The sequence below is a fragment of the Acinetobacter sp. 40AMC3-4 genome (genome assembly GCF_049898185.1).
In the GTDB taxonomy this organism is placed as follows: Bacteria; Pseudomonadota; Gammaproteobacteria; order Pseudomonadales; family Moraxellaceae; genus Acinetobacter.
This window is the reverse complement of the sequence record NZ_JAFCXG010000002.1, coordinates 159,936-175,700: the sequence shown is the minus strand read 5'-3', so window position 1 is coordinate 175,700 and position 15,765 is coordinate 159,936. Positions and strand designations below refer to the sequence as shown.

The 15,765-nt window shown below is 42.8% G+C and carries 10 protein-coding genes and 1 tRNA gene; 5 read left to right on the top strand and 6 right to left on the bottom strand.

Annotated features, from left to right (window positions below; genetic code table 11):
• Positions 1–40: 40 nt before the first annotated feature.
• The 3 genes from ACP7BU_RS03500 to ACP7BU_RS03490 all read right to left on the bottom strand — a co-directional run bounded on the left by ACP7BU_RS03500 (position 41) and on the right by ACP7BU_RS03490 (position 1,803).
• Complete coding sequence (locus tag ACP7BU_RS03500; RefSeq protein WP_425980807.1) at positions 41–727, bottom strand: hypothetical protein; 687 nt, start codon at positions 725–727, stop codon at positions 41–43.
• Positions 728–818: 91 nt separating this feature from the next.
• Positions 819–904, bottom strand: a tRNA-Leu gene (locus tag ACP7BU_RS03495).
• 170 nt (positions 905–1,074) lie between these two features.
• Positions 1,075–1,803 carry a hypothetical protein gene (locus ACP7BU_RS03490; protein ID WP_004645749.1) on the bottom strand — a complete coding sequence of 243 codons (729 nt, stop codon included), beginning with the start codon at positions 1,801–1,803 and terminating at the stop codon, positions 1,075–1,077.
• A 174-nt stretch (positions 1,804–1,977) separates the two neighbouring features.
• On the opposite strand from ACP7BU_RS03490, the gene ACP7BU_RS03485 reads away from it, so the two are divergent.
• Positions 1,978–2,484: a hypothetical protein gene (locus ACP7BU_RS03485; RefSeq protein WP_004280554.1), complete on the top strand. Its 507-nt coding sequence runs from the start codon at positions 1,978–1,980 to the stop codon at positions 2,482–2,484.
• A gap of 41 nt (positions 2,485–2,525) precedes the next feature.
• Here ACP7BU_RS03485 and ACP7BU_RS03480 read toward each other — a convergent pair whose 3' ends face one another.
• The 3 genes from ACP7BU_RS03480 to ACP7BU_RS03470 form a co-directional block, all read right to left on the bottom strand.
• Positions 2,526–2,804, bottom strand: a complete 279-nt coding sequence (locus ACP7BU_RS03480; protein ID WP_180086290.1) for a hypothetical protein — start codon at positions 2,802–2,804, stop codon at positions 2,526–2,528.
• A 66-nt stretch (positions 2,805–2,870) separates the two neighbouring features.
• Entirely contained in the window at positions 2,871–4,193 is a 1,323-nt protein-coding gene (locus ACP7BU_RS03475; protein WP_004280552.1) for a hemolysin family protein, read from the bottom strand.
• Between the two features lie 127 nt (positions 4,194–4,320).
• Positions 4,321–5,310, bottom strand: a complete 990-nt coding sequence (locus ACP7BU_RS03470) for a LysR family transcriptional regulator (protein ID WP_005103940.1) — start codon at positions 5,308–5,310, stop codon at positions 4,321–4,323.
• Between the two features lie 662 nt (positions 5,311–5,972).
• Between ACP7BU_RS03470 and ACP7BU_RS03465 the strand changes: the two genes are divergently transcribed.
• The 4 genes from ACP7BU_RS03465 (at position 5,973) to mgtE (ending at position 15,732) form a co-directional block, all read left to right on the top strand.
• The gene (locus ACP7BU_RS03465) at positions 5,973–7,574 is read left to right on the top strand and encodes an isocitrate lyase (protein ID WP_004280550.1); all 1,602 of its coding nucleotides are present in this window, start codon (positions 5,973–5,975) and stop codon (positions 7,572–7,574) included.
• Between the two features lie 257 nt (positions 7,575–7,831).
• A complete protein-coding gene (locus ACP7BU_RS03460; protein WP_425878821.1) occupies positions 7,832–10,927 on the top strand; it encodes a multidrug efflux RND transporter permease subunit in 3,096 nt (1,031 codons plus the stop codon).
• 172 nt (positions 10,928–11,099) lie between these two features.
• Positions 11,100–14,228, top strand: a complete 3,129-nt coding sequence (locus tag ACP7BU_RS03455) for an efflux RND transporter permease subunit (protein WP_425878823.1) — start codon at positions 11,100–11,102, stop codon at positions 14,226–14,228.
• Between the two features lie 163 nt (positions 14,229–14,391).
• The gene (mgtE, locus tag ACP7BU_RS03450) at positions 14,392–15,732 is read left to right on the top strand and encodes a magnesium transporter (protein WP_425878825.1); all 1,341 of its coding nucleotides are present in this window, start codon (positions 14,392–14,394) and stop codon (positions 15,730–15,732) included.
• The last annotated feature ends 33 nt before the right edge of the window (positions 15,733–15,765 follow it).

The following is a 15,765-nucleotide window of genomic DNA, read 5'->3' as shown; positions in this document are numbered from 1 at the left end:
TGAATGGTGATTTAAGAAAACCCTGCAGATGCAGGGTTTTTTATTGTCTGTTCAAATAATCTTTAAAGCTATTAAAGCGAATTGAGCCGAGTAATTGTTGCTCTTCATTCATGCATTGCTGATAAAGGTTTTGGTAATAAGCCTGCAGATTCGATTGACCTTGAATCTGTTGTGGTGTTTTTGATTTGGATTGTTGATAAGCCCAAAAAGCCAGTTGTCGGAGTTTCTGCAACCTGATCTGGTCAATCGCACTACAGGAACTTTTAAATAAAGGTTCCAGGATGACCACCCCAAAGGAAGAAATCGCTAAAATGATCATACTAATGATGACCAGTACATCCGAATGAATCAGATAAAGGTTGAGCAATAAGCTCAGAAAAATTGGAATTTGCAGATAGAGACAATTTTGCAAACGCTGACTATAGGCTTTGGAGCTGAATTGCGCCTGATATTGTGCATGCCAGATATAAGGATAAAGCAGTGCCATCAGCACAATTAAGGTGACATTAAGGGCAATCGTGGCATTCTTGAAAAAATAATATTCCAGAAATACGGAGCTGAGACTACAGGCTACACAGACCAGAAGGGACAGTAAATTAATCGCGATAACAAACTGGATATTTTGCAAGGCATTAAATTTAAAGCGGCTATAACGCAGCTTAAGGAAAAAAGCGTCTGGATGACGTAATTGTAATGTAGCGAGATCAAAGTGTTTTAATTCTGACATGGGGATTTCGCGCTAAAAGAATAAAATTCAGGCACAAAAAAACCAGCCTAATGCTGGATTTTTTATTGCACCATTTTAATAAATATTAAAATGGTGCCCGAGGCCAGACTCGAACTGGCACGCTTTGTGGGCGGGGGATTTTAAATCCCCTGTGTCTACCGATTTCACCACTCGGGCATGTGCGCAATAATAGAGGACGAAATAAAGCTTGGCAAGCAAATTCCGAAATGATTGCTTTCTTTTCAAGCAATTCCGTGGCTTCTATTCTAAAAATCAGCAAATCAACGTTTTTTAAAATTCAATATTTGCAGATCTTTAAGATGGCCAATGAAAAAGGATAGAGAGAACTATGAATTTTCATCCAGATAGCTGTCGACATCTAGATGCTTGATCGTTTTACAATATTGATGCTCATATTTCAGCAGCCGCGTATATAACCCGGCATAGTGATTTAATTGCTGTTTTAGTTCGGCATACCGAGGATCATGGCTTGAATAAAAACGTAATTTTAGTCGGATCAGGCAGGTTTGTTTATAAGCCCAAAAACAGATTTTACGTAATTGTTGTAGCTGATAGTGCTCAGTATTTTTACTATTTTCCTTGAATAAATTTTCTCGATAAAAGCGCACAAAACCAAAGCTCACGCCAAAGAAGAATAAGCTCCACATCAGCAAACTGCTTTGTATAAAGACCAGATTTAAGGCTTGCATCAAAATCACAATAGCCATCTTGATCGGGGTATGCCGTAATAATTGATACAGCGAATAAGAAGAATGCTGAATCTGGTACAGAATCAAGGTGAGACTCAACATCAGGAACAGTAGAATGGCCAACATGGCATAACTCTGCGCCTGAAATTCGCTGATTTGCACAAAAGATTGCTGTACGAAATCTCCTAACATCAAACTGATGGGAACAAAAATCATGGCGGCCAAGGCCCAAGGAATTAAAAGCTTGGCTTTACCCCAGATTCCACGGATTTTAATCTGACTGTAAAACAGGTAATTTCCTTTAAATGCAGTCGGATATTGGCGCTTAAGTTGCTGTAGCAACAAAGTCACTTGCGTAGTGGGCATCATCCAGAGATTAATTTAATATATAGATGAAGCACTATAGTCGATTTTGCGCAAAATCGCAGAAGAAATGCAGTTTCAGAACGTAGCACTGTTTTAATCATGAAGATTTTAGTTTTTTAGCGACGAATTATGCGAAAATAGCCGATTCAAGATTTATTTTTTTAAGGACAGTTTATGACTGATCAATCTCCTCAGGCGTTAAGCGACATCGAAATTTTAGACATCCTGCAAAGTATGAAAAAGGATGAGCTAAATACTGAGGCGCAAGCAGCAATTCGTCAGGGTGGTAAAGCTGGTCGTCAGGAAGCGCATAAAGCAGCCTTAGTAGCATTGAATCAGTCATTTGAAGACAAGTTTGTCGAAGCCGTATCTTTGGCTTTGGGTCTGAATGCAGCACAAATCAAAAAAATCCGTTATAAAAAAGACCGAATCCGTATTTTAAAAGCGCGCGGTATTGATTATATGGCAATTGATGGTGCTGAAACTGCACAGGTACTGTCACAAATTGCCCAAGCAATTGTGCGTGAAGATGCAATTGTCACCCATGACCTGCATAATATTTTCCCATTCTGGAAAGAAGGCTGGCCTATGGTGCAATTCGATAATGCCTACAAAATTTTAGAAGATGATATCCAGATTCACTATCAAGCCGTTCTTGAGGCTTTATTAGCAAAAATCTAAGCTGTAACTAGATATAAACAAAAGCATCTTCGGGTGCTTTTTTAATCACGATACATCAGTGCAATCAGCCAACTGATGGGCAAAATAAATAAACGCCACCAGGTAATCAAGGGCCAATAAAAATACTCTCCAAATCTCAAGGTGGAGTCGAATCCTTGACGGCGACGTTCATGTGGGTAGGGAATAATGAAAACTGTTAAAACCATCAGAATGATGGCTGCGAGTAAAAGCAGGGGATTCTGTTGTTTGGCAAAGAAGAAGTAAAACAAATACAGGGCTGAATAAAAAAACAGACATGCCAATAATGCAGAAATATTCATCACTCACCTTATGGATTTTTTTATTAGAATAATTTTTTAAATAGAGGGCTAAAAAGAAGAACCAGATTAATCTGATTCTTCTTGAATAACTGAATTGGTTTCGATTAGGCGGGTCACCAGCAACTGGTCAATTTTAAAATGATCGACATCCACCACTTCAAACTTATAAGCACCAAATATCACGGCATCTGCAGGACGTGGAATCTTGCGTAATTTATACATCATGAAGCCAGCGATGGTTTCATAGTTCTCATCATCAGGCATTTCATCAATTTCAAGCGCATGCTTGATGTCTTCAATCGGCGTGCTGCCTTCAATCAGCCAGGAATTATTGTCACGTTTAATAATTTGCTGATCGGCTTCAATAGGCGTCACCCAGTCACCCATCACGGTAATCATAATATCAGAAAGGGTAATCACGCCAACGACCAGCGCATATTCATTAATGACGACGGCAAACTTTTCCTTGGTGGAACGGAAACGGTCCAGAACTTCCGATAAGGTCAAAGTGTCAGGAATAGTCAGGACATTACGGATGGTATTTTCATTGAGTTGCAGCAGCGACTGGTTGTTCAGAATACGCACCAGAATGTCTTTGGCGTCGACATAGCCAATCACACTGTCAATGTCATTGCTACATACCAGAAACTTGGAATAGGGGTATTCCGCCAGCTTTTGCCGAATACTTTCTTCCGGTTCATTTAAGGTGAAGAACACCACATTTTCACGTGTGGTCATACTCGAAGGCACGTTACGTTCTTCCAGCTCGAATACGTTTTCAATGAAATGGTGTTCCTGTTTCTGGAGCACGCCTGCCTGTGCACCGGCATCCATCACTGCAGAAATATCATCAAAAGTAATATTGTCATCACGAATAGTATTTACTTTAAACAGACGGAACAGCATGTTGGCAATCGCATTGATAAACCAAGCCAAAGGTTTGCAGACTTTAATGAAAATCTGAATTGGCTCGATGACTGAGACTGCGATCTTTTCTGGCGCAATCATGGCCAGACGTTTCGGCATCAAGTCTGCAAATAAAATAAATAATGAAGTGACGACCGTAAAGGAAAGCGCAAAGCTGATATTGTCAGCCCAAGGTCCTTGGTAAAAGCGGGAAACAAAATTATAAATATAAGGACGGAAGGCACCTTCACCTAAAATACCACCAAGAATGGCAACTGCATTTAAACCAATTTGGGAGGCTGCAAAGAAGTCTGCAGAATTTTCTTGTAGATCTAAAACTTTTTGAGCGCGATGATCACCCGACTCAGCCAGAATTTTGAGTTTGACTTTACGGGCACCAGCGAGGGCGATTTCAGTTAAAGATAAAAAACCGGCCCCCGTGATGAGTATTAAGATAATCACAATATTTTGTAAGAGGCTCACAAATCCACCTGTGGATGAATAGTATCTTGGGATATTTTTAACACAAAAAAAGACTTGAGGTGTAACAATGACATCTCAAGTCTTCGAAGTATAATCTTAAAAAATAAGAATTTAGAAGATTTTGAGTTTAATAATGTGAAAATTGAGAATTATTGCTCAGGAATTCACGGTTTTCTTCTTCAATCATCTGGCGGGCGACATATAAAATCAGCTGACGTAACCAGCGATGCGCCGGATGATGATGCAATAAAGGACACCATGCCATTTTTAATTCAAATTCCGGAATATAAAACGGCGGATCTTTTAGAATTAAATTGTGATTCTTGGCTTGCAGACGTGCGATACGTGAAGGCAGTGTCGCGACTAAGTCAACATTGGAAGCCAATAACCCCGGCATCTGGTAATGACGGGTAAAAACCGAAATTTTACGTTTCTGGCCAATACGTTCTAAAGCCTGATCGATCCAGCCTAAACCGGCCTGTTTTTCAGGATTTACCCCGAAGCCAACACCCATACCGGTTTTGGAAACCCAGATATGCTGTGCATCCAGGTAACTTTTAAGGTTTAAGTTGCTTGCGGCAGGATGCTTGTTATTTAAAAGGCAAGAAAAGCTGTCACGCCAGACCAAAACCTGATGAAAACTTTGCGGGATTTCATTAAAACGGTTGATTGCCAGATCGACCTTGCCTTGTTCCATGTCACGATATGACACGTCACTTGGCGTCAGGAAGTCTAATACCACGTTCGGTGCTTCTGAACGTAGGGCTTTAACCAGACGTGGAACCAGCGTGGCTTCTGCATAATCCGAGGTCATGATCCGGAACACACGATTTGAGGTATAAGGACGGAACTCGGTACGTGGTTCCAGAATCATCGACAAGTCAGCCAGTGCATCCCGAATACGTGGTTGTAATTCTAAGGCACGTTCGGTTGGGGTCATGCCTTCAGAAGAACGGATCAGGAGGGGATCATTAAATAAATTGCGTAATCGGCGTAAAATGTTACTCATGGCAGGTTGGGTAACACCCAATTGTTCTGCTGCACGTGTGACATTTTTTTCGCGAAGAAGTACATCAAGATAAATTAATAGATTGAGATCGACCCGCTCCAGATTCATAAAAGAAATACCGAGAATAAATACAAGAAATTATGATGATTATGCCATAATTGCCGGGCCTTGTGTAAAGCGCCGATGAAAAAAAGCCATGTGCTCACTGATAAAGTTTACAGAATTAACACAGGCTTAGACTCTATTATTTACAGTGTACATAAGAAAAAAGATGCACGTTAAATGGACCATCATTTAGCCTTTTTTATAGATTGGGATGAAAGCCCTCTTTTCGCTTTAAAAGAAAATCATAAAAGCTATTCTTGCATTCAAGATTTGAGTGAAAAGTAAACTAAATTAAGAATTCCTTGAGTTGAATAAATCATCAAAGATCAGCATTTTTTAAAAATAAAAGGACATAAAACCCATATCCAGACTTAAGTCTAATGAATTATTTTTAAGCAACATGCGGAAATTTTATCCATTTTTATTTTTAAATAAATTTATATGAAACAGTATCTTAATATAATTTATCGAGATTGTACTAAGACTTTGATCTACTCATTTTTTAAATAAATACTGAAGATTCTTGCAGACTATTGGATTAATTTTCATAAGCCCACTAATCTTTAGCTATCCCAACGGATCGTCGAAAATCTGAACAAGTCATTGAGGGTGTGATTTGAGCGGTTCGTTGCAGAAAAATCCTAATATTATTACAGGAATATATCATGACTACATACCAAACAGCGATTGATGCAATCCGCGAATTAAAAGCGAAATTCGGTAACACTTGGGCAGACATCAGTCCTGAAGATGCTGCGCGTATGCAACTTCAAAACCGTTTCAAAACTGGTTTAGACATTGCGAAATATACAGCGGCAATTATGCGTCGTGATATGGCTGCTTATGATGCAGACTCTAGCAAATACACTCAATCACTAGGTTGCTGGCACGGTTTCATCGCGCAACAAAAAATGATTGCGAACAAAAAATACTTCGGTACAACTGAACGTCGCTACATCTACCTTTCTGGTTGGATGGTTGCAGCGCTTCGTTCAGAATTCGGTCCACTTCCTGACCAATCTATGCACGAAAAAACGTCTGTTCCTGCATTGATCGAAGAAATCTACACATTCTTACGTCAAGCTGACGCGAAAGAATTAAACGACTTGTTCCGTGCACTTAAAAAAGCACAAGAAGCGGGCGACACTGCTAAAGCAGCTGAAATCACTTCACAAATCGACAACTTCCAAACTCACGTTGTACCAATTATTGCGGACATCGACGCTGGTTTCGGTAACGAAGAAGCGACTTACTTACTTGCTAAGAAAATGATCGAAGCGGGTGCTTGTGCACTACAAATCGAAAACCAGGTTTCTGATGCGAAACAATGTGGTCACCAAGCTGGTAAAGTAACAGTTCCACACGAAGACTTCATCGCGAAAATCCACGCTCTTCGCTATGCATTCCTAGAAATGGGTCTTGATGACGGTATCATCGTTGCACGTACTGACTCTGAAGGCGCTGACTTGACTCAAAAAATCCCAGTGGTTAAAGAGCCAGGCGACATCGCTTCTCAATACATCAGCTACTTAGACACAACTGAAATCGACATTTCAGAAGCGCAAGAAGACGAAATTCTGATCAAGCGTGATGGTAAACTTCACCGTCCTAAACGTCTTGCTTCTGGTCTATACCAGTTCCGTGAAGGCACGCAAATCGACCGCGTTGTACTTGACTGTGTAACTAGCCTACAAAACGGTGCTGACTTGCTTTGGATCGAAACTGCGACGCCTAACGTTGCTGAAATCGCTCACATGGTTAACCGTGTACGTGAAACAGTTCCAAATGCGAAACTTGTTTATAACAACTCGCCTTCGTTCAACTGGACTTTAAACTTCCGTCAACAAGCATATGACCGTTGGGTTGCTGAAGGTAAAGACGTTTCTGCTTACGACCGTGCTAAGTTAATGAGCGCTGAGTACGATGCAACTGAACTGGCTGCTGAAGCTGACGAAAAAGTTCGTACCTTCCAAGCTGATGCTGCTCGTGAAGCGGGTGTGTTCCATCACTTGATCACACTTCCGACTTACCACACAGCTGCACTTTCTACTCATGAGCTTGCTCAAGGTTACTTCGGTACTGAAGGTATGTTAGCTTATGTTGCTGGCGTACAACGTAAAGAAATCCGCGGCGGTATCGCATGTGTTAAACACCAAGCAATGGCTGGTTCTGACATCGGTGATGACCACAAAGAAATCTTCGCTGGTGACAATGCATTGAAAGCTGGTGATGATTCTAAAAACACAATGAACCAGTTCAGCGCTTAATCCGCTCAATTGATTCACTAAAAAACCCTGCATCTGCAGGGTTTTTTGTTTGGAAAAATGCTATTAATAAATAGGGAAGAGCAATCTCAAGAACGTGCTCAAGAGGGATTATCCATAATTTCTCCATGATTGGTTTTTATCGCAGCTTTTATGTGTTTAATTCTTGCATTCTAGTGCTATGTCACTGAATATTTGGATATAGCATGCTTATGTTCTGCATCAATTTACCCCTATTTAATTAAAAGTGACCCGGACTTATGCTGTCTAAATTTTTTATCCACCGCCCGATCTTTGCTGGGGTACTGGCGATTGTTGTCATGGCAATCGGCCTGTTCGCAGTGATGAACCTGCCAGTGGAACGTTATCCGGACATTGCCCCGCCAAGGATAACGGTGGCAGCAACTTATAGCGGCGCTTCTGCGGAAACTGTGGAAGAAAGCGTGACTCAAGTGCTGGAACAGCAAATCAAAGGCATTGATCATCTGCTGTATTTCAGTTCGAGTAGTGATTCTTCAGGACGCAGCCGGGTCAGCATTAGCTTTGAGAATGGTACCGATCCGGATACTGCACAGGTGCAGGTACAAAATGCGATTAATGGGGTACTAAACCGATTACCGGAAGATGTACAACGCCAAGGTGTCAATGTCTTTAAATCGCTCGGTGATACCCATATGGTAATTAGCCTGTATGATGAGTCGGGGCGCAGCAACAATATTGAACTTTCCGACTATCTGATGACCCATCTGGAACAGGACATTTCCCGGATTGAAGGCATTGGTGAGGTGGATGTTTTTGGTTCACAATATGCGATGCGGATCTGGCTGAATCCGGCAAAATTAAAACAATATAACCTGATGCCAAGTGATGTGCGTGCTGCGATTGAAGCCCAGAATACTCAGGTCGCTGCTGGTGCGATTGGTGATCTTCCCGCCATAGACGAGCAATACCTGAATGCCAAAGTTACTTCGGGTTCACGGCTAAAAACTGTAGAAGAATTCCAGAATATTATTGTCAAATCGGATCGTGCCGGCAGCTTTATTTATTTGAAAGATATTGCGCGAGTAGAACTGGGTGCTGAAAATTATCAGTCTTATAGTACCAATAATGGTTATCCATCAGCAGGTCTGGGTATTTCACTGGCCTCAGGGGCCAATGCCATTGCCACCTCTAATCTGATTAAGGCTGAAATTGCCCGTATTTCCCAGCAATTGCCTGAAGGCTATAAAATTGCTTATCCACGTGACAATACGCCTTTTGTTCAAGAATCAATTAAAGAGGTAGTCAAAACCCTGATCGAAGCCGTGATTTTGGTCATCATTGTGATGTTCATTTTCTTGCAGAACTGGTGTGCAACTTTGATTCCTACCGTGACTGTTCCAGTGGTGATTTTAGGTACGATGGCGGTGCTGTATGCACTGGGTATGAGTATCAACACCTTAACCTTATTTGCGCTGGTTCTGGCGATTGGTCTGTTGGTGGATGATGCTATTGTGGTGGTAGAAAACGTCGAACGGCTGATGCATGAAAAGCAACTGTCTGCCAAGGACGCGGCCTTGGAGTCCATGCAGGAAATTAGTGGGGCACTGATCGGAATCACACTGGTCTTAACCGCAGTCTTTATTCCGATGGCTTTTTTTGGTGGATCGACTGGCGTAATCTACCGGCAGTTCTCCATCACCTTGGTCGCGGCTATGTCGCTGTCCTTAATGGTGGCCTTGATTCTAACCCCAGCATTGTGCGCGCTTATTCTAAAACCGAATCCTAAACCGGCAAAATGGGCGTCCTGGTTTAACCAGAAACTGGAGCATTTAAAACATCGTTATCTGAATTTGTCTAAACTCACGATTCAGCGTCAGGCGATCTGTTTGCTGCTGTTTGCCGGATTGATCGGTGTGTTTGCGCTGTTCTATCGTGCTTTGCCAACCAGTTTTTTACCAAGTGAGGATCAGGGGATCTTAAGCTTGCAAATTAAATTGCAGGAAGGCGCCCCGATGAAAAATACCATTCAGATCGGAGAGGAAGTCCGTAAGTATTTTCTGGATCAGGAACAAGCCAATGTCAATCTGGTGATGATCCGTTATGGGCGAAATTTCTCTGGAACTGGTCAGAATCTGGCGACCGGTTTTGTGGCATTAAAACATTGGGATGAGCGTTCCGGTCAGAACAATACTGCACAAGCGATTCGTGAACGTGCCTTGAAGCATTTCCAGAGTAATCGCAATGCACAAATTAATGTGTCCATGCCAGCTTCAGTCAATGGTCTGGGACAAACCGATGGTCTGGATTTCTGGATTCGAGATATCAATGGCAATGGCCGGCAATATCTGGAACAGCAATTTAAAGCGCTGGAAGCTCGGGCGGGCAACTATACAAGCTTTGAAAATCTGGGTAAACGTTCTAATCCTGACAAAGCAGAGCTACGTGTCAATATTGATCAGAAGCAGGCCATGGCCAACGGTCTGACCCAATCGGCAATCAACAGTACTTTATCCAGTGCCTGGGGAGGCAGTTATATCAATGACTTTATTGATCGCGGCCGGATTAAACGGGTGATTATGCAGGGTGATGCTGAATTCCGTTCTAAGCCGGAAGATCTGGCACAGTGGCATGTGCGCAATGACCAGAATCAGATGGTGCCTTTCAGCAACTTCTCGCAAGTAGGCTGGAGTGGTGGCCCTGAAGTGGTCAACCGCTTTATGGGTTATACCGCATTGCAAATGGAAGCGGATCGGGCTAAAGATAGCAGTTCCGGTCAGGCCATGCAGGATGTGGAAGCTTTGGTTGCCGAGCAGGAAGGGGTGGATGTGGTCTGGAGCGGTCTTTCTTTCGAGGAAAAACAGTCCAATAATCAGGCGATCTGGCTGTATCTGATTTCAATTGGTTTTATTTTTCTTTGTCTGGCGGCTTTATATGAAAGCTGGAGCATTCCAACCGCCGTGATGTCAGCTATTCCACTCGGGATTGGCGGCAATATTATTTTCAGTTATCTGGCTGGTTTCCCGAATGATATCTATTTCCAGATTGCCTTGCTGACTACCATTGGTCTGTCCTGTAAGAATGCCATTCTGATTGTGGAATTTGCTTCATTAGCGCAGCAACAAGGTAAATCGGTAGTAGAAGCCGCACTAGAAGGTGCGTCTTTACGCCTACGTCCAATTTTGATGACTTCTTTGGCCTTTGGCGCAGGGATTTTACCGCTGGTCTTTGCTACAGGCGCTGGTGCGGTGAGTCGTCAGGAAATTGGGGTGAGTGTATTTGGTGGTGTCATTTTTGGAACATTGCTGGTGCTGATTTTTATTCCATTTATGTATGTTTTAATTCGTCGACTCATCATCAAAAAATCGCGTGCTTAAAATAAAGGAAAACTCTAGAGCTGAAAAATCCCCGTTTATACGGGGATTTTTTTATCGCCAAAACTCGTCCAATGACTGGTTGCGTTTTCAGCATGGTGTGAAAATTGCTATAAAAATCATCTATTCATACAAGAATGTGTCGTGAGAATGCATCTGATGGGGATTTTTATTCATGTTGTCACACTTTTTTATTTATCGACCTAAATTTGCAGCCGTGATTGCCATTATCATGATGGTATTAGGAATTTTTGCACTGCAAAAAATTCCCATTGAGCATATGCCGAATATGGACGCACCTGCGTTAGGGGTTTCTGCGGGGTATCGTGGTGCATCTGCGGAAACCGTTGAGCAATCGGTCACGCAAATTTTAGAACAAGCGGTAAAAGGCATTGAAGGTTTGGAAAGCTTTCAGTCCAACAGTAGCGTGGGACGTGCAAATCTGACCCTGTCGTTTGAGCAAGGCGTGGATCTCGATCAGGCACTGTTGCAAGTGCAAAATGCGGTCAATGGTGTGCTAAGTCGATTGCCTGAAGAAACCCAGCAAAATGGAGTGGCTGTTTATAAACAAGGTTATGATCAATTTGCATTACTGAGTTTATATGATGAATCAGGGAAGGCGACACCGACAGAGCTTGCTGACTATTTAATGGTGCATGTCGAACCGCGTTTTTCCCGTATTGACGGAATGGGTGAGGTGGAGCTTTATGGCGCAGGCTATGCGATGCGCATTTGGCTCAATCCACATAAACTACGCCAATTTAATCTGATGCCGAGTGATATTCGCAATGCAGTCGAGGCACAAAATGCACCACTTGTGTCAGGTTCTATTGGTGGATTACCGACAGCACAAGATCAATACATGAATGCCAAGGTCAGTGCAGGATCACGTTTAAGTAGCATTGATGAATTTGAAAAAATTATTGTGAAAACAACAGATTCAGGTTCAGTACTGTACTTGAAAGATGTCGCACGTGTTGAGTTAGGGGCAGAAAGTTATAACCATTTAAATTATACCAACGGTCATTTATCCGCTGCATTATCGATTCAATTGGCGCCACGGAGTAATGCGATTGTGGTTTCAGAGCAGATGCAAACGGTATTGAAAAATGCCCAAGCCAATTTGCCTGCACATTATCAATTACGTATGACCATGGACAAAACCCCATTTATTACCAGTTCAATTGAACAAGTCGCGAAAACTCTGGTTGAAGCGATGGTACTGGTAGTCTTGGTGATGTTTATCTTCCTGCAAAACTGGCGCGCCACTATTATTCCTGCAGTCACGATTCCGATTGTAGTTTTAGCCACATTTGCGGTGCTGTATGTATTAGGAATGAGCTTAAACAGTTTTACCTTGTTTGCCCTGATTTTGGCGATTGGCCTGCTGGTCGATGATGCCATTGTGGTCGTGGAAAACATTGAACGTTTGATGCATGAAGAACATTTGGATGCTCAGGCTGCAGCTTTAAAGTCAATGAAGGAAATTAGCGGTGCATTGATCGGGATTACGTTGGTCTTAACGGCTGTATTTATTCCCATGGCATTTTTTGGCAGTATGACAGGGGTCATCTATTGTCAGTTTTCCATCACGTTGGTCGTGGCAATGCTACTTTCTTTATTGGTAGCACTTATCATCACCCCTACATTTGCAGCGCAACTGCTAAAGCGTCAACCACATCAACCAAAATGGGCAAAGCGTTTTAATCGTGGCATGGATAAGCTCACCATGCATTACCAAAAGCTTTCTGCACGTAGCATGCAGTTTAAAATGACGATGTTGGCTGTATTTAGTATATGTGTTTTAGGCTTTGGCTGGCTTTATAAAACCTTGCCCGAAGGCTTGATGCCAACGGAAGATATGGGCTTTGTCATGGGTCAAATTGTGATGCCGGGTAATGCACCACGTTCTGAGATAGAAAAAGTCGGGCGTGAAGTCCAAGACTATTTAATGCAGCATGAATCTGAGCGCATCCAGAGCATTGGGATTTGGTATAGTGGAAACAATGTTGGAGTTGGGCCTTATCGTGGTCAGCTTTTTGTCGTATTAAAGGACTGGGCAGCGCGTAAAAATCCTGAAGATACCGTCTTTGCCATTGTAGATCGTGCACAAAAGCACTTTGCCAATCATGCCAATGCCCAGATTTTCTTTATGGCGCCTTCTATGTCAAGTAATGGACGTGTGGTCGACTTCTGGTTACAAGATCTAGATTCAAGGGGTAGCGAGTTTTTACAGCAATCCTTCTCTGAGATTGAAACCCGTGCCAAAGCAAAATCATCGATTGAATATTTACAACTTGATGTACCCAAAGAAAGTGCAGAGCTGAATATTAAACTGGATATAGAACGTTTACTCAAATATGCCGTACCTCAGCAAAGTTTTAACAGTACGTTGGCTGCGGCTTGGAGTGGTACTTATATCAACGACTTTATTGATCGTGGGCAAATCAAACGGGTCATCATGCAAGGCGAAGCGGAGTTCCGTTCTAAACCTGAAGATTTGGCACATTGGCATGTCCGTAATAGCAAAGGCGAAATGTTATCGTTTAATCAATTCACTACGCTGAATTGGCAAGGTGGACCGAATAGTATCAACCGTTATATGGGCTATAACGCCGTGCCTGTATATGCAGGTATTCCCAAAGATCAATTTTCGAGTCAAACCATGCAAGATGTCGAAGCTTTAGTCGATGAACAAGACGGAGTAAATTTGGCCTGGAGTGGAGCCGCCTTAGAAGAAAAACGTAGCAGTGGGCAAGCTATTTTCTTGTATCTAATTTCGATTGCCTTTATTTTCTTATGTTTAACGGCACTCTATGAAAGCTGGACGATTCCTGCTGTGGTGTTGACCGCGATTCCTCTGGGCGTGGGAGGAAGTATTCTGTTCTGTGTCTGGTTTGGTTTTGCGAACGATATTTACTTTCATATCGCCTTGCTGACGACTATCGGTCTGTCCTGTAAAAATGCAATTTTGATTGTAGAGTTTGCTGCACAAGCAGAGCGGACAGGTCATACTCCGGTTCAGGCCGCGATAATGGCTGCGGGCTTACGCTTGCGTCCTATTGTCATGACTTCCATTGCATTTGCAGCGGGCGTACTGCCTTTGATGTTTGCCACCGGTGTCAGTGCAATCAGCCGGCAGGAGATTGGCAGTAGTGTTTTTGGTGGGGTGCTATTTGCCACTGTACTGGTACTGCTGTTTATTCCCTTTATGTATGTATTGATCCGTGGTCTGATGGTTAAAAAAACGGTTTCTAAATCAGTGGTGATAGAGCATCCATCTTTAGAAAGTGAACAAGCCTGACTCAGTCAGGCTTTTTTCTGGCTAAATATCGAGGAATTGATTTATACAAAAAATATCGTCATATTGCAGCATGATCATTAAAATTATTCACATGAAAAAATTAGCATACATAGGGATCAGGATAAACATCTCTTGAATGCCAGACTTTTATAATGAGCTGCTTATGCCGACAATTTCAGAAAAAATCCAGAATATCCAACAACAATTACATTCTGAAAATCACGACATCGCTGTAGGCTTACTTAGTCAGCTGAATGTCGCCGATCAGGCGCGCATTTTAAGTCATTTAGATGCTCTGCAACAGGCCCGAATTTTAAGGGAACTGAGTGAACCGAGCTTGGTCTATGCTTTTATGCCCCTAGGGCAGCAGTTAAACGTGGCACAGCACTTATCTATTTCAGAACTTGTTCCCATTCTGGACGCAATGCCCTCTGATGATTTTGTCGATATTTATAAGCAGTTTTCGCCGCCGCTACAGCTGCAATTGATGGGCGCATTATCTGAAGAATCCCAGCAGACACTCAAAGATCTGGCCATCTATCCGGAAGGTACAGCGGGTGCCATGATGAGCTCACGTTTTGTGACGCTATCACCCGATTTAACCATGGATGAAGCGATACAGGCTTTACGTGTAGTGGCCGCGGGGCAGGAAACCCTGTATCTGATATATATTGTCGATGCAGAAAAACGGCTGATCGGTGTGATTTCCCTAAGGCAGATCATTCAGGCCTTAGCTGAGCTGAGCATTGCCGAAGTGATGCAACGTGACGTCATTTCTGCCCAGGTAACAGATGATCAGGAAATTGTGGCTAGAGCCTTGGCCTATTATGATTTTATTGCCTTGCCAGTGGTTGATGCCCAGCAAAAACTCTTAGGAATTGTCACCTATGACGATGCTATGGACATTGTCGAAGCCGAAACCACGGAAGATATTTTAAAGTCGGGTGCAGTGACGCCGTTGACTGAGTTGAGCCTTAAAACTGCCCCGATTTTGACCCTGTATCAGAAGCGGGTCTTTTGGCTGGTCATTCTGATTTTTGGCAGTCTGCTCTCTGGAATCGGCATTGCACACTTTGAAGAGATCATTGCCGCACATATCGTGCTGGTATTTTTCTTGCCGCTTTTGGTGGGCAGTGGTGGGAATGCCGGTTCGCAATCAGCCACCTTGATGGTGCGTGCCTTGGCCACAGGCGATGTCGAGTTCAAGGACTGGTTTAACCTGCTCAGTCGTGAATCTCTGGTGGCGCTATGCTTAGGCGGCACCATGGCGATTGCTGTATCCATTCTCGGTTATATCCGGGGAGATATCATGGTCGCTGTGGTGCTGGCCATCAGCATGCTTGGGATTGTGTTGATGGGCTGCCTGATCGGCATGAGTCTGCCTTTTATTTTAAATAAACTCAAAGTTGATCCTGCCAGTGCTTCGGCGCCGTTGGTGACTTCCATCTGCGATGCTACCGGTGTAATTCTGTATTTATTCGTTGCTTCCAAATTACTGTTTTAATTCACAGATTGATACATCAGCGTAGAAAAAATA

Excerpts from the sequence above, each read along its gene's own strand:
- ACP7BU_RS03500 (WP_425980807.1), bottom strand. The coding sequence starts at position 727 with ATGTCAGAATTAAAACACTTTGATCTCGCTACATTACAATTACGTCAT.
- ACP7BU_RS03490 (WP_004645749.1), bottom strand. The coding sequence starts at position 1,803 with ATGCCCACTACGCAAGTGACTTTGTTGCTACAGCAACTTAAGCGCCAA.
- ACP7BU_RS03485 (WP_004280554.1), top strand. The coding sequence starts at position 1,978 with ATGACTGATCAATCTCCTCAGGCGTTAAGCGACATCGAAATTTTAGAC.
- ACP7BU_RS03480 (WP_180086290.1), bottom strand. The coding sequence starts at position 2,804 with ATGAATATTTCTGCATTATTGGCATGTCTGTTTTTTTATTCAGCCCTG.
- ACP7BU_RS03470 (WP_005103940.1), bottom strand. The coding sequence starts at position 5,310 with ATGAATCTGGAGCGGGTCGATCTCAATCTATTAATTTATCTTGATGTA.
- ACP7BU_RS03465 (WP_004280550.1), top strand. The coding sequence starts at position 5,973 with ATGACTACATACCAAACAGCGATTGATGCAATCCGCGAATTAAAAGCG.
- ACP7BU_RS03460 (WP_425878821.1), top strand. The coding sequence starts at position 7,832 with ATGCTGTCTAAATTTTTTATCCACCGCCCGATCTTTGCTGGGGTACTG.
- ACP7BU_RS03455 (WP_425878823.1), top strand. The coding sequence starts at position 11,100 with ATGTTGTCACACTTTTTTATTTATCGACCTAAATTTGCAGCCGTGATT.
- mgtE (WP_425878825.1), top strand. The coding sequence starts at position 14,392 with ATGCCGACAATTTCAGAAAAAATCCAGAATATCCAACAACAATTACAT.